Origin of the sequence: Haloferax sp. ATCC BAA-644 (assembly GCF_000336975.1) — an archaeon.
GTDB classification, from domain to species: Archaea; Halobacteriota; Halobacteria; order Halobacteriales; family Haloferacaceae; genus Haloferax; species Haloferax volcanii.
This window is the reverse complement of sequence record NZ_AOLF01000022.1, coordinates 152,714-166,634: the sequence shown is the minus strand read 5'-3', so window position 1 is coordinate 166,634 and position 13,921 is coordinate 152,714. Positions and strand designations below refer to the sequence as shown.

Genomic DNA, 13,921 nt, shown 5'->3' with positions numbered 1-13,921 from the left:
GATGCGCGTCGACGACATCATGACCGAGGAGGTGGCGACCGTCGAACTGGGGTCGAGCGTCGCGGACTGCGCGAAGACCATGCTCCGCGAGGGCGCGGGGAGCGTCGTCGTGATGGCCAACGGCGGTCCCGCGGGTATCGTCACCGAATCGGACGCGCTCCGCGCCGGCGTGGCGAGCGGGAAACCGCTTTCGGCGGTCCCGACCCGCGCGGTCATGTCGAGCCCAATCAAGTGGATTCGACCGGACTCCACGACGCGCGTGGCCGCCGAGAAGATGCGCGAAACGCGGGTGAAAAAGCTCGTCGTCGTCGACGGCTCGGAGATGGTCGGCATCGTGACCGCCACGGACATCGCCTTCCACCTCTCGGACGTGGCCCGCGGCGTCGGCCAGATGATAGAACTCAAGGACAAGTGGGAGTCGGACCGCCGGTTCCGCTGACCGTCGCTGGCCGCTGTCCCGCGGTGACTGGTAGCATCGAACAGTTACCGGCGAAGCGTTGATTACGCCGTCTCGCATCTAGTCACGTCGAGTGTACGACCGTCTCGCGTCGATTCGTCCCCGCGTCAGGTCCGGCCTCGAACGAGCGTTCGCGGCGGACCACACACCTCACGAGGTGGCCGCCAGCTTCGCGTTCGGCGTCTTCTTCGTGGCCATGCCGACCGCAGGGACCGCCCTCGCGCTGTTCGCCCTCGTCGGCTACTTCGTCGAGCGGGCGAGCCGACTCGCGCTCGTCGCCACGCTCGTCGTGTTCAACCCGCCCGTCAAGTGGGCGGTCTACGGCGCGAGCTTCTGGCTCGGCTCGCATCTGCTCGGGCCGGTCTCGGGGGCCTCGGTCGCAGACGTGTCGCTCAGTTCCGGCGTCGACATCCTGTTCCGACAGCTCGTCGGCAACACGATTCTCGCCGCCGTCCTCGCCGTCGTCGGCTACGCGGTGACGCTCCAACTGGCGCGTCTGCACCACCGGCGACAGCGGTCGGCGTCGCCGGCGGGAGCCGCCGAGAGTCGAAGCGACGACGCCCGACCCGACGTGCCGTCGTGACTACCGCTGTGATTGTTCCTCTCTGCCCTCCTCGAACGCCCGGAGCGACTGGATGAGCTTGTAGCCGAGATAGACGAGCGCGAGCGGGATGAGGAGCAATAACGCCAAGATAACGAGTTCGGGGCCGCCGGGAATTTGCAGGAGGGCCATGGACGGGATTCGCGGGCGGACGGCATAGTGGTTGGGTGGTGCGGGAGGCTGTCTGTTCGGCTGGATGCCGTGGTGGGCTGTGTCGGGTGGCACGCTCGCTCCGCTCGCGTGAACCTCACTCGCTCACTGCGTCCGCTCGCTGTTCAAATCTGCCCGGAACCACGTACACGACGCCGACGCGAGAGACACAGAGGTCTCTCGCGGCCGTGGCGTCGGAGAGAAATGGGTTGGGGCAGATTTGAACTTTGGTCACTCCGCTTACTCTGTTCGCGTCGCTCCCGAGTTCAAACAACCCCAAGAAGTTCGCTCGTCTCGAACGGACACTCACACGCGAGACTCCGCCTCGGTGTTCGTTGAGTTCTCGAAGAAGCGAAATGGGTTGGGGCAGATTTGAACTGCCGGCCTCCTCCATGTCAAGGAGGTGTCATAACCAGACTAGACCACCAACCCGGTGTGTTGCGAACATCGCCGAACGCCGAAACCCGGGAAGAGGAGTGGGTTGGGGCAGATTTGAACTGCCGGCCTCCTCCATGTCAAGGAGGTGTCATAACCAGACTAGACCACCAACCCGGTTACGGTGCTTCCCGCGTCCGTTCGGACGTATCTCTCCGTTGTCCGGGGTTACAATTTAAGCTTTCGAATCGGACTACGTGCGGCGATTCGGGTCACAGCGCGGTCCCGTCGTCCGAGGCGGTCGATTCGCCCCGCGCGCCGACCGTCCGATGCCGGCGATTTTCGCCAGCCCGACACGCTTAAGCCAATGTACGAATTTGTACATCGTAACCCGAAGAAGTACATCGGTGATTACCAATGCAGGATTATATCGAACGTGTGACCGGCGGTGCGGACCTGACTGTCGAGGAGGCGCGCGACGCCGCGCGGGCGGTCTTCGAGGACGCGACCGAGGCGCAAATCGGCGCGCTCCTCGCCGCGCTCCGGGCGAAAGGCGAGACAGAGGCCGAAATCGCGGGGTTCGCGCAGGGGATGCGCGACGCCGCCCTGACCATCGAGCCCGACCGCGGCCCGCTCGTCGACACCTGCGGCACCGGCGGCGACGACTACAACACCATCAACGTCTCGACCACGAGCGCGCTCGTCGCGGCCGGCGCGGGCGCGGCGGTGGCCAAGCACGGCAACTACTCCGTCTCTTCGTCTTCTGGGAGCGCCGACGTGCTGGAGGTCGCCGGCGTGAACGTCGAGGCCGAACCCGAGTCCGTCGAGGCCTGTATCGAGGACAGCGGCGTCGGCTTCATGCTCGCGCCCGTGTTCCACCCCGCGATGAAGGCCGTCATCGGCCCGCGGAAGGAACTCGGCATGCGGACGGTCTTCAACGTCCTCGGCCCGCTGACGAACCCCGCCGGGGCCGACGCGCAGGTCCTCGGCGTCTACGACGCCGACCTCGTCCCCGTCATCGCCGAGTCGCTGTCGCATATGCCCGTCGAGCGCGCCCTCGTCGTCCACGGCTCCGGCATGGACGAAATCGCGCTCCACGACGCGACCACGGTCGCCGAAATCGACGGCGACGAAATCACCGAGTACACCCTCACGCCCGCCGATCTCGGCCTCGAACGGGCCCCCATCGAGGCGGTCGCCGGCGGCACGCCGCAGGAGAACGCCGACGACCTCGAAGGCATCCTCACCGGCGACGTGACCGGACCCAAGCGCGACCTCATCCTCGCCAACGCCGGCGCGGCAATCTACGTCGCCGGCCTCGCGGACTCGCTGGCGGAGGGCGTCGAGGTCGCCCGCGACGCCATCGACTCCGGCGCCGCGAAAGCCAAACTCGACGCGCTTCGGGAGGCGTGAGATGACCCGCGTCAAAGTGTGCGGCGTCACCGACGAAACCGACCTCGCCGCCGTCGACGCGGCCGGTGCCGACGCGGTCGGTGCCATCTGCGACGTGCCCGTGGACACGCCCCGCGAGATTTCCCGCGAGCGCGCCCGCGAACTGTTCGCCGCCGCGCCGCCGTTCCTCACGACCACCCTCGTGACGATGCCCGACTCCATCGACCACGCCCGCGACCTCGCCCGCGAGGTCGGCCCCGACGTGCTCCAACTCCACGGCGACTTCGCGGCCGACGACCTCGACTCGCTCCGCGCGACGGGCGTCGGCGTCGTCCCGGTCGTCGATGCAACCGACCTCGACCGCGCACGCGACCTCGCGCCCGTCGTGGATGCCATCCTCGTCGACACGCCCTCCGACTCGGGCGCGGGCGGCACCGGCGAGACCCACGACTGGGACGCCTCGCGCGACCTCGTCGCGGCGGTCGACGCGCCCGTGATTCTCGCGGGCGGTCTGACGCCAGACAACGTCGTCGAGGCGGTTCGAACCGTCGAACCTTACGGCGTCGACGTCGCGAGCGGCGTCGAGGCCTCCGGCGGCGTCAAGGACCACGACGCGGTTCGCGCCTTCGTCGCCGCGGCCAAAGCGGCCCGCGGAGTGTCCGACGACCACGAGGAGGTCGTCGCGTGACGGCCCCCGACACCGACCGCGAGGAGTTCGTCGAGCTCGTCGGCGACGCGGACGGACCGGTCGTGACCCACCTCGTGACCGACCTCGACGTGTCCGTCGACCCGCTGGCCGCGTACACGACGCTCGCGGACCGCAGCGACTACGGCTTCCTCTTGGAGAGCGCCGAGAAGGTCTCCTCCAGCAACCCGCAGGGCGCGTTCTCCGCGCCCGCGACGGCCGCCGACTCCCACGCGCGCTTCTCGTTCGTCGGCTACGACCCAGAAGCGGTCGTGACGGTCGGCCCCGACGGCGTCGACGTGACCGACCTCGGCGGCCCCGCCGCGGAGTTCGTCGGCGCGGGCGACGGCGACGTGCTCGACTCCCTGCGCGGCGCGCTCCCCGACCTCCCGCGGGTCAACTTCCCCGAGACGGACCGCCAGACGCTCACCGGCGGACTGGTCGGCTTCCTCGCCTACGAGGCCGTCTACGACCTCTGGCTCGACGAAGTCGGTCGCGAGCGCCCCGACACGGACGACCCGGACGCCGAGTTCGTCCTCACGACCCGGACCCTCTCGTTCGACCACCGCGAGGACGCCGTCCGCCTCGTCTGTACTCCCGTCGTCTCGCCCGACGACGACCCCGGCGAGGTGTACGACGGCGTCGTCGCCGAAGCCGAGCGCGTCGCGGAAAAGCTCCGCGCGGCGGACGACCCCGCCCCCGGCGGCTTCGAGCGGACCGGCGAGGACGCCGGCTCCCGCGAGGACTACGAGGCCGCGGTCAGACAGACGAAAGAACACGTCCGCGACGGCGACATCTATCAGGGCGTCATCTCGCGCACGCGGAAGCTCCGCGGACAGGTCGACCCCGTCGGCCTGTACGCCTCGCTCCGCGAGGTGAACCCCTCGCCGTACATGTACCTGCTCCGGCACGGCGACCGGCGCGTCGTCGGCGCGAGCCCCGAAACGCTCGTCTCGGTCAGGGGCGACCGCGTCGTCGTCAACCCCATTGCGGGGACGTGCCAGCGCGGGTCCGGCCCGGTCGAGGACCGCCGCCTCGCCGGCGAACTCCTCGCGGACGGGAAGGAGCGCGCAGAGCACACGATGCTCGTCGACCTCGGCCGCAACGACGTGCGCCGGGTCTCGACGCCCGGGAGCGTCCGCGTCGAGGACTTCATGAGCATCATCAAGTACAGCCACGTCCAGCACATCGAATCGACCGTCTCGGGGACGCTCGACCCCGACGCCGACGCCTTCGACGCCACGCGAGCGACGTTCCCCGCGGGGACGCTCACCGGCGCGCCAAAGGTCCGCGCGATGGAGATTATCGACGACCTCGAAGCCGAGTCCCGGGGCGTCTACGGCGGCGGCGTCGGCTACTACTCGTGGACCGGCGACGCCGACATGGCCATCGTCATCCGAACCGCGACGGTCGAATCCGACGGCTCGGAAGACACCATCACCGTCCGCGCGGGTGCCGGCATCGTCGCAGACTCCGACCCGACCGCGGAGTACGAGGAGACGGAACAGAAGATGGGCGGGGTGCTCGACGCCGTCCGCCGCATCGAGTACGGGACCGAGGAGGCGTCGCAATGACGGCGATTCGGCTCGTCGTCGTCGACAACTTCGATTCGTTCACGTACAACCTCGTGGAGTACTTCTCCGAGCAGACCGTCGAGGGCGAACCGCTCGACATCGAGGTGCGCAAGAACACCGCGTCGCTCGACGAGATACGCGACCTCGACCCCGACGCCATCGTCGTCTCGCCGGGGCCGGGCCACCCGAAGAACGACCGCGACGTGGGCGTGACCAACGACGTTCTCACGGAGCTGTCGACCGATATTCCGACGCTCGGCGTCTGTCTCGGCCTCGAAGCCGCGGTGTACGCTTACGGCGGGACCATCGGCCACGCGCCGGAGCCGATTCACGGGAAGGCGTTCCCCGTCGACCACGACGGCGAGGGCGTCTTCGCCGGCCTCGAAGACGGCTTCCCGGCCGGACGCTACCACTCGCTCGTCGCCACGGACGTCCCCGACTGCTTCGACGTCTCGGCGACGACCGACCACGACGGCGAGGCGCTCGTGATGGGCGTCCGCCACCGCGAGCACCCCATCGAGTGCGTCCAGTTCCACCCCGAGAGCGTGCTCACGGGGTCGGGACACGGCGTCGTCAGAAACTTCCTCACGGCGGTCGCCGGCTTCGACGTGGCCTGAGTCGGGTCGGGTCGGGTCAGACGCGCCGAGCGAGGCGTGCGCCGCGCCCGCGACCACTCCGTGTCGGCCGCGGCGACGGTCGCACGCTCGGATTACAGGACGTTGATGCCGAAAAACGAGAGCAACAGCAGCGCGCCCACGACGATGGCGGCGATAGTGACCAGTCGCCACGCGATTTTGAGGAACAGCCGGCCGACGAGGATGACGACGGCGACGGCCGCGAGCACCACGAGCATCTGACCGAGCGGCCCGGACAGCAGGCCGCCGAGCTGTAACGGGGTGAGCGCGAGGGGAGTCAGTACCATACCCCGATATGACACCCGTAGAGCGGATAAGCTTGTGGGCGGTCTCGTCGCGCGGTTCCGGTGTGATTTTCCCGCCGAAACGACCGATTTCGGCACCCCTGAGCGACTGCGAAATTCGAACATACGAATTCTGATAGTTGTGTGGCTGTCGACTGTCCGGGATTCCTTTATATCCTCTCCGGTGATGCGGGACAGTTCACCATGTGACGGTTTCAGACGCCCTGGCTCCCCCCTCACGTTCTACTGGATATCACCGCTACGTCTTGCGATTTTTGGCGTCACAATTTCACTTCCACTCCGCTCTACCTACGGTTATGTGGTGTCCGTCCGTCCTATGAATCCGTGCAGTTCGGACCCGGTCGTCGGCCGTCGTCGTAATTGAACTAATTATGATACGTTCGGCGGTCGAACCTCCGAGTTCGAAGCCCTTAACCAACCACGCAACACACACCAATATCGTTACCAATGAGCGGAATTTTCGGACACTATCGACGCGACCTCGCTCGAACGCGGCTCGGGCGGGAGGGACAGTAAGATGAGCGACGCGAACCTCTCGACGGACGAACTCGTGCTGCCGGTCAAGCGGACCGAAGGCGAGACCCTCGAAGCGCGGATGACGGGCAACGCCTACAACAACATTCTCCCCGCCCGCTACCTCCGCAAGGACGCCGACGGCGACCTCGTCGAGACGCAGGAGGACCTGTTCCCCCGCGTCGCGAAGAACATCGCGCTCGCGGAAGCCGTCTTCGAGGCCGAAAAACGCGACATCGAACTCACGGTCACGCCCGACCTCATCAAGCCGGACCACCCGCGCCGCGACGAACTCGCCGCGGAGGTCTTCGGCAAGGGCGTCACGGCCGACGACGACGAGGCCGAGACGACGCTTTCGGTCTACAACGTCAACAAGTTCGCCTACGACACCCTCGTCCCCGAACTCCCCGCGGAAGTACGCGAGGTCGTCGTCGAGAAGCGCGAGACGTTCGAGGAGCTGATGGAACAGCTCTCCTTCATGCCGAACTCGCCGACGCTCATGAACGCCGGCGACGAACTCCAACAGCTCTCGGCCTGTTTCGTCGACTCACCCGCCGACGACATCACGGACATCCACCAGACGGCCAAGGAGGCCGCCGAGGTGTTCCAGTCCGGCGGCGGCATGGGCTACGCCTTCTGGAAGCTCCGCCCCTACGGCGACGCGGTCGGTTCGACCGGCGGCATCGCCTCCGGCCCCATCACGTTCATGCGGACGTTCGACCAGATGTGCGAGACCATCGCGCAGGGCGGCGCGCGCCGCGGCGCACAGATGGGCGTCATGCGCGTCAGCCACCCCGACGTCATCCAGTTCCTCCACGCGAAGAACAAGGACGTGTCGCTCGCGCACACGCTCCGCCTGAACGACCCCGACGACTTCACTCACACCAAGTTCGTCGACGCGCTCGACGAGGCGCGCGAACTCATCGACGAGGACGGCCGCGTCCCCAAGCACCTCCGTAACGCCGTCGAGGGCCACCTCTCGAACTTCAACATCTCCGTCGGCATCACCGACGGCTTCATGGAGGCGCTGTACAACGACGAGGAGTTCGTCTTCACGAACCCCCGCACCGAAGAGCCGCACGTCGCCACGCCGCAGACGAAGGAAATCTACGACATGTTCGGTCTCGGCGAGTACGTCGAGGTCGGCGAGGTGCTTTCGGTCCCCGCGAAGGAACTCTGGGACCAGATTATCGAGGGCGCGTGGGAGAACGGCGAACCCGGCGTCGTCTACCTCGAACGCGCGAACAAGCAACACTCCTTCGACGTCGAGAAACACCCCGACCACCAGATTCTCGCCACCAACCCCTGCGGCGAACAGCCGCTGGAGGAGTACGAGGCGTGTAACCTCGGTCACATCAACCTCTCGACGCTCGTCGCGGAGGATTCGCCCGACTGGCGCGTCTGGTACGACGCCCACGGCGACGAGTACGACTCCCTCGAGGCCGCGACGGAGGCGTTCCTCGAAGACGCCGTCGACTGGGAGGAGTTCAACCACCGCATCGAAAGCGGCACGCGCTTCCTCGAAAACGTCGTCACGATGTCGGACTTCCCGGTCGAGAAAATCGAGGAGAAGGTCCGCGAACTCCGCAAAATCGGGCTCGGAATCATGGGCCTCGCTCAGCTGTACATCCAGCTCGGCGTCCGCTACGGCTCCGACGAGGGCAACGAAATCGCCCAGCAGCTCATGACCCACATCAACCACGGGTCCAAGCGGGCGTCCCACGAACTCGCCGAAGAACGCGGCCCGTTCGAAGCGTGGGAGGACTCGAAGTACGCGAACCCGACCGAGTACCGCGAGTGGTTCGAACACCACACCGGCGAGTCGGCAGATGACTGGGAAGACGGCTACCCCATCCGCAACCACAACACGACGACCATCGCCCCGACGGGCACCACGTCGATGGTGTCGAACACCACCGGCGGCTGTGAGCCCATCTACAACGTCGCCTACTACAAGAACGTCTCCGACGACGTGCAGGGCGACGAGATGCTCGTCGAGTTCGACGACTACTTCCTCCGCGTGCTGGAGGCCAACGACATCGACGTCGAGGCCGTAAAGGAGGAGGCACAGGAGCAGATGGCGAGCAACCAGTTCGACGGCCTCTCCTCGCTGTCGACGGTTCCGGACGCTATCTCCGAACTGTTCGTCGTGACCTCGGACCTCGCGGGTATCGAGCACGCGGGCGTCCAGTGCGCCCTCCAGAGCGGCGTCGACTCCGCCATCTCGAAGACCTGTAACTTCCCGAACAGCGCCTCGAAAGAGGACATGGACGAGGTCTACCGCTACATCTACGACCACGGCGGCAAGGGCGTCACCGTCTACCGCGACGGCACCCGCTCGAAGCAGGTGCTCACCACGCGCGCGAAGAACACCGAGTTCTCCGACGACGAGGAGGCCGCCGAGGCCATCGTCTCGCAGATTCGCGACGTGTTCGGCGACGTGGAGGCGTTCCTCGACTCCGAGGAGGTCTCGGACCTCATCGGCAGCGAACTCGAACTCGCCTTCGCCGACTCCCCGAGCGATGTCGGCAAGAAGCGCCCCCGTCCGGACGTGCTGTACGGCGTCACCCAGCGCATCGACACCGGCTACGGGAAGCTCTACGTCAACATCAACGAGGACGAACACGGCGAGCCGTTCGAGCTGTTCGCCAACATCGGTAACTCCGGCGGCTTCACCGCCTCCTTCACCGAGGCGCTCGCCAAGACCGTCTCGACGTCGCTCCGCTCGGGCGTCGACCCCGAGGAGATTGCCAACGAGCTGAAGGGCATCCGAAGCCCGAAGGTCGCCTGGGACAAAGGAGAGCAGATTAACTCCATCCCGGACGCCATCGGCACCGCGATGCGCCGGTATCTCGACGGCGACATCGACAAGGGCTACCCGCAACAGCAGAACCTGACCGAGGTCGAAGCCGAGGCCGCCGCGGCCGAGGACGCCAACGCGGACACCGACGGCGGCGTCGCCGTCGACGACGGCTCCGACAACGACGCCGTCGCGGACCTGCTCGCGGCGGGCGAGAGCCCCGAGTGTCCCGAGTGCGGCGAGATGGACCTCTACTACTCCGAAGGCTGTAAGACCTGCCAGAACTGCGGCTGGTCCGAGTGCTGAACGCGAGGGAGTAACTCCGCCGCCGTCGCGGTCTCGTCCCGCTCGTTCCGTTTTTTCGTTTGTGCTCTCCGCTCCGCGAGTTCGTACTATCCCGTCTCTCGTCGCCGTGTTCGACGTGTCGTGAACGGGGACAGCCGCGGTCGTGACCGACCGGTCAGAACGACGACGAACACCGGGATAGAAAAGAAATCCCCGAGAACGTGTCAGATGTTCTTTAACGTTCTCTCTCGAAGGGTATGGTTAGAGACTTAAACACAATATAAACACTATATTAATGCTCAAATCGGAGGGCGAAATTGACCATTAATCTGGTACGTAGATTTAAGTTATCCCGGGGATACGGGTCGGGTGGACACACCGCGACGGGTGCCGGGCAGGGATGCTGGTCGCGCAGCGACGACCGCGCCACCGGCGTCTTCGGCGAGCGATACCGTCCGGGTGTCGGACATAACGCATGCAACTCAAACATCTCTTCACGGAAGACCGTGCAGTCAGTCCCGTCATCGGGGTTATCCTGATGGTGGCGATTACAGTGATTCTCGCGGCCGTCATCGGGACGTTCGTCCTCGGCCTCGGCGACCAAGTCAGCGAAACGTCGCCGCAGGCGAGCTTTAGCTTCGATTACGACGGCACCGACAACCTGACCATCACCCACGAGAGCGGCGAACAGATTGCCGCGAACCAGGTGACAGTGACTGGTGACTTCGACGACTCTGGTAGTAACTGGACCGCTCTCGGCGGCTCCGATCCGATCACTGCAGGAGGCTCCGCCGTTGCAAACAAATCTGGTGGATTCGCTGACGGCGATACCGTTCGCGTCGTCTGGAACTCGCAGAGCGGCAGTACGTCCTCCACGCTCCAGCAGTGGACCTACAACGGATAGATGAATTGCAAACACCTCCTCTCCGAGGACGACGCGGTGTCGCCGGTCATCGGCGTCATCCTCATGGTCGCAATCACGGTGATTCTCGCGGCTGTCATCGGGACGTTCGTCCTCGGCCTCGGCGACCAGGTCGGCGACACTGCCCCGCAGGCGAGCTTCGGCTTCGACTACAACGGCACCGCCCTCACGGTTACCCACGAGAGCGGTTCGTCCATTGACGCCGGGCAGGTCAACATCACCTCTTCGGTTGCCCTGAACGACTCCACGGGAACTGAACTCGCCGGGTCGAGCGGGACGACCGGCACTTGGGAGTCGATATCTTCGGATTCGGAGACGGAAATCACCGCCGGGAGCCAAGTGACGGTTGTCGAGCAGAACGCCGACGACCTCTCGACCGCGACTGTTCGAGTCATCTGGACCTCCGAGAGTGGCAGTAACTCCGCCACCCTCCAGAGCTGGTCCGGCCCCGACGCCTGAACGCGACACAGCCTTCGCGGCATCGTTTTCCTCCGACTGTCCGACCCGCCGAGCCGCGGCTGACTCGACTCCTGCGGCGCGTGTCCGGCCGCGTCGCTGACACCCGATCAGACGGACAAACGACGCCGTCGCGAGAACAGGCGATTCTTCGCCGTTACAACGGGGAACGCGCCGGTCTCAGACCGGGCGGCCGTCCTCGGACGTGCCGACCATCCACGTTCCGAGGGTGAGCGCGCCGGCACCGACGACGAGTGCGTAGGACATCACCTGCGCGGAGTTCGGCAGCATTCCCGGCAGCATAGCGAGCGTCCCGACGATCATCAGCACCATCCCGATGACGGCTTTCTTCGAACTGAGCAGTCCCATGTCGGTCTCTCCGGAAGCGTCCGATATGGAACTTGCGCTTTTGATTCGCCGGGTTACTCGTAGTCCCGTTCGCCAGCAGGAACGACCACGTCGAGCCAGTTCTCCTCCGGCGGAAGCGGACATTCGAAGGCCTCGGTGAACGCGCAAAACGGGTTGTACGCGAGGTTGAAGTCGACGACGACCTCCTCCAACTCGTCGAGGGGCGCGTCGGGCGTGAGTTCCATGTACCGACCGCCGTTGTAGGTCTGCTGTCCCGTCGTCTTGTCGCGGAAGGGGACGAACAGCGTCGGCGAGTCGTCGTGTTCCTGACGATACGCGCCGAGGGTGAGGTCGGTGTCGCGGAGTGCGAAGCGGAACGTGGCGACGCGGAGATACCGGACCTCGCCGTCGGTCGAGGTGTCCATCGTCACCGGCTCGGGGTCGGCGTGCGTCTCGACCGACGCGGTCACGCGGTAGTCGGGGTCGGGGTCGAAGTAGTCGAGGCCGTCGAAGTCGTCCCGTTCCTCCGGCGGAATCGGTGACTGCGGGTGCGACCCGAAGAAGTCGTCTTTCTCCTCGCGTTTCGCCCGGAGCTCGGAGACGTAGGCGTCGGCGTCGAACGCGTCGTCGGTCATACGCGCCGATACCCACCGACGACACCTACACCTGACGGTTCGGGGTCGCTTCCGAAGCTGTTACGCGGACAAGTGACGCTTGGCGACCGAGATGCGTTCGAACTGGTCGGGCGTGAGGTCGATGTCCGCGGCCACGACGTTCTCGCCGAGCTGGTCGACCGTTCGCGCGCCGACAATCGGCGCGGTGACCTGCGGGTGATGCATGAGCCACGCGAGGCTGACCTGCGCGGGCGACGCGCCGACCGCCTCGGCGACCTCCTCGACCTGTTCGAGCGCGTCGAAGTTCGCCGGTGTGAGATACGAGTCGGCGAATCGCTGGTCGTTCGCCGCGCGAGAGTCCGCGGGCGGGCGCTCGTCGCGGGCGTACTTGCCCGTGAGGAAACCGCCGGCCAGCGGCGACCACGGGACGATGCCGATGTCGTAGTCGGCGCACATATCGAGGTAGTTCCCTTCTATCTCGCGGTTGACGGCGTTGTACCGCGGCTGGGCGACTTTGAACGGCTCGTAGCCGCGCTTGTCGGCGAGTTCGTTCGCCTTGACGACTTTCCAGGCGTTGGGTTCGAGCGTCGAGGTGCCGAGGTAGTTCACCTTCCCGTCGCGGACGAACCCGTCGAGCGTCCGCATGAACTCCTCGACCGGCGTCTCGTCGTCCCACCGATGGATGTACAGCAGGTCGACGTAGTCGGTGCCGAGCCGGTCGAGAATGCGGTCTATCTGGCGGCGGAGATGCTTCCGGTTGAGCCCGCGGCCGTTGGCGTCCTCGCGGGTGGGCCAGAAAACCTTGGACGCGACGACGAACTCCTCGCGGTCGCGCTCCCCGAGCCACTCGCCGATGTACGTCTCGCTGGCACCGTCGCCGTACATATCGGCGGTGTCGATGAAGTTCCCGCCGGCGGCGGCGTAGGCGTCGAGCAGCTCGTGGGCGCGGTCGCGTCCGACCTCGACCGCGCCGTCGTCGTTCTGCCGACCGAACCGCCACGTCCCGAACGCGAGCTCGGAGACCGTCGTTCCGGTCCGTCCCAGTGGAACCATCGAAAGCGACATACTGAGTCCGAAGACCGGACCGCGGTAAAGCAACTCGGTTCCCGATGGTCGAACGTGAGGGACATGCGGCAGTGACCGGATGGCCGCACAGACCCCGAGAGACGGGAAACGAGAGGACGGCCGCGGAGATGGAGGGAAAACGCAGTTCGTTGTCGTAAACCACGACCCGCGCCGGTGTACGACCGCGTCTACGAACGGGCGTAGTTGTGGCCAATCACGAGCGCGAGCGCGTTGAGTGCGAGAAGCGCTCCGAAGACGGTGAACTCGCTGGCTTCGAGGCCGCCGAACAGCAAGGGGAGATACAGGAACGGGAGGGCGACTGCGGCCCAGAAGCCGACGAACCGAAGCGGTGCGGCGACGAGTTCGAAGCCGAGGCGGAGCGGCCGTTCTTCCGTTACGACCTCACGGAGTTGGGAGAGGCGTTCACGGGGGACCGTGGATGGGGAGTTCGACATTGGTTGGGGGGCACCTACGACTACGACATGGAGCGGAGGGGTCATAATTAGGTGCGAGAATTCGACTCGTTTCATACTCGTTTACCCACGACTATCCGGTAAATGTGAAGTTTCATCGATAGGCGAGCGGCCGTCTAATTCTTCATAAGTTCCTCTAACTCTTTTATTCACGGAATAGTCGTGCGTTCTTGAACGGTCGTCGAACCCTGAATTTCCGCGTGGTTTCTCCGGTTCGAACGCGGCGCTCGATACGGTCGGGAGCCCGACACGTCGCCCGCGGTCCGACGGC

At 65.8% G+C, this 13,921-nt stretch carries 15 protein-coding genes and 2 tRNA genes; 9 read left to right on the top strand and 8 right to left on the bottom strand.

From position 1 onward, the window contains the following. Position 1: 1 nt before the first annotated feature. Positions 2 to 439, top strand: a complete 438-nt coding sequence (locus tag C458_RS10910; RefSeq protein WP_008575685.1) for a CBS domain-containing protein — start codon at positions 2 to 4, stop codon at positions 437 to 439. A 91-nt stretch (positions 440 to 530) separates the two neighbouring features. Next, positions 531 to 1,040: a DUF2062 domain-containing protein gene (locus C458_RS10905; protein WP_008575683.1), complete on the top strand. Its 510-nt coding sequence runs from the start codon at positions 531 to 533 to the stop codon at positions 1,038 to 1,040. On the opposite strand, the gene C458_RS18480 is transcribed toward C458_RS10905, so the two are convergent. From C458_RS18480 to C458_RS10895, 3 genes are all read right to left on the bottom strand, one after another. Beyond that, entirely contained in the window at positions 1,041 to 1,190 is a 150-nt protein-coding gene (locus C458_RS18480) for a hypothetical protein (RefSeq protein WP_008575682.1), read from the bottom strand. A 375-nt stretch (positions 1,191 to 1,565) separates the two neighbouring features. Continuing rightward, positions 1,566 to 1,640: transfer RNA gene (locus C458_RS10900), tRNA-Val, on the bottom strand. 45 nt (positions 1,641 to 1,685) lie between these two features. Next, a tRNA-Val gene (locus C458_RS10895) sits at positions 1,686 to 1,760 on the bottom strand. Between the two features lie 240 nt (positions 1,761 to 2,000). Between C458_RS10895 and trpD the strand changes: the two genes are divergently transcribed. From trpD to trpG, 4 genes are read left to right on the top strand one after another with little or no spacing between them, the layout of a single operon-like run. Continuing rightward, positions 2,001 to 2,996 (top strand): anthranilate phosphoribosyltransferase, encoded by a 996-nt coding sequence (gene trpD, locus C458_RS10890; RefSeq protein ID WP_008575679.1) that lies wholly within the window; start codon positions 2,001 to 2,003, stop codon positions 2,994 to 2,996. A 1-nt stretch (position 2,997) separates the two neighbouring features. Next, the gene (gene trpF / locus C458_RS10885) at positions 2,998 to 3,663 is read left to right on the top strand and encodes a phosphoribosylanthranilate isomerase (protein ID WP_008575677.1); all 666 of its coding nucleotides are present in this window, start codon (positions 2,998 to 3,000) and stop codon (positions 3,661 to 3,663) included. Beyond that, positions 3,660 to 5,234 carry an anthranilate synthase component I gene (trpE, locus tag C458_RS10880; RefSeq protein ID WP_008575675.1) on the top strand — a complete coding sequence of 525 codons (1,575 nt, stop codon included), beginning with the start codon at positions 3,660 to 3,662 and terminating at the stop codon, positions 5,232 to 5,234. Before trpF ends, trpE begins: the two co-directional genes overlap by 4 nt. Next, positions 5,231 to 5,851, top strand: a complete 621-nt coding sequence (gene trpG, locus C458_RS10875) for an anthranilate synthase component II (RefSeq protein ID WP_008575673.1) — start codon at positions 5,231 to 5,233, stop codon at positions 5,849 to 5,851. Before trpE ends, trpG begins: the two co-directional genes overlap by 4 nt. Positions 5,852 to 5,943: 92 nt before the next feature. Here trpG and C458_RS10870 read toward each other — a convergent pair whose 3' ends face one another. Beyond that, complete coding sequence (locus C458_RS10870) at positions 5,944 to 6,156, bottom strand: hypothetical protein (protein WP_004042362.1); 213 nt, start codon at positions 6,154 to 6,156, stop codon at positions 5,944 to 5,946. 535 nt (positions 6,157 to 6,691) lie between these two features. On the opposite strand from C458_RS10870, the gene C458_RS10865 reads away from it, so the two are divergent. From C458_RS10865 to C458_RS10855, 3 genes are all read left to right on the top strand, one after another. After that, positions 6,692 to 9,793, top strand: coding sequence for an adenosylcobalamin-dependent ribonucleoside-diphosphate reductase (locus C458_RS10865; protein WP_008575671.1), 3,102 nt, complete (start codon positions 6,692 to 6,694; stop codon positions 9,791 to 9,793). A gap of 454 nt (positions 9,794 to 10,247) precedes the next feature. Beyond that, positions 10,248 to 10,676 carry a type IV pilin gene (locus C458_RS10860; RefSeq protein ID WP_008575669.1) on the top strand — a complete coding sequence of 143 codons (429 nt, stop codon included), beginning with the start codon at positions 10,248 to 10,250 and terminating at the stop codon, positions 10,674 to 10,676. Next, positions 10,677 to 11,153: a type IV pilin gene (locus tag C458_RS10855; protein WP_008575668.1), complete on the top strand. Its 477-nt coding sequence runs from the start codon at positions 10,677 to 10,679 to the stop codon at positions 11,151 to 11,153. A gap of 177 nt (positions 11,154 to 11,330) precedes the next feature. Here C458_RS10855 and C458_RS10850 read toward each other — a convergent pair whose 3' ends face one another. The 4 genes from C458_RS10850 to C458_RS10835 form a co-directional block, all read right to left on the bottom strand. Next, positions 11,331 to 11,519 (bottom strand): hypothetical protein, encoded by a 189-nt coding sequence (locus C458_RS10850; protein WP_004042355.1) that lies wholly within the window; start codon positions 11,517 to 11,519, stop codon positions 11,331 to 11,333. 53 nt (positions 11,520 to 11,572) lie between these two features. Then, positions 11,573 to 12,133: a DUF1684 domain-containing protein gene (locus C458_RS10845; protein WP_004062529.1), complete on the bottom strand. Its 561-nt coding sequence runs from the start codon at positions 12,131 to 12,133 to the stop codon at positions 11,573 to 11,575. A gap of 60 nt (positions 12,134 to 12,193) precedes the next feature. Next, a complete protein-coding gene (locus tag C458_RS10840; protein ID WP_004042350.1) occupies positions 12,194 to 13,177 on the bottom strand; it encodes an aldo/keto reductase in 984 nt (327 codons plus the stop codon). Positions 13,178 to 13,365: 188 nt separating this feature from the next. Next, on the bottom strand, positions 13,366 to 13,632 hold the full coding sequence (locus C458_RS10835) for a hypothetical protein (RefSeq protein ID WP_008575661.1): 267 nt from the start codon (positions 13,630 to 13,632) through the stop codon (positions 13,366 to 13,368). Between the last annotated feature and the right edge of the window lie 289 nt (positions 13,633 to 13,921).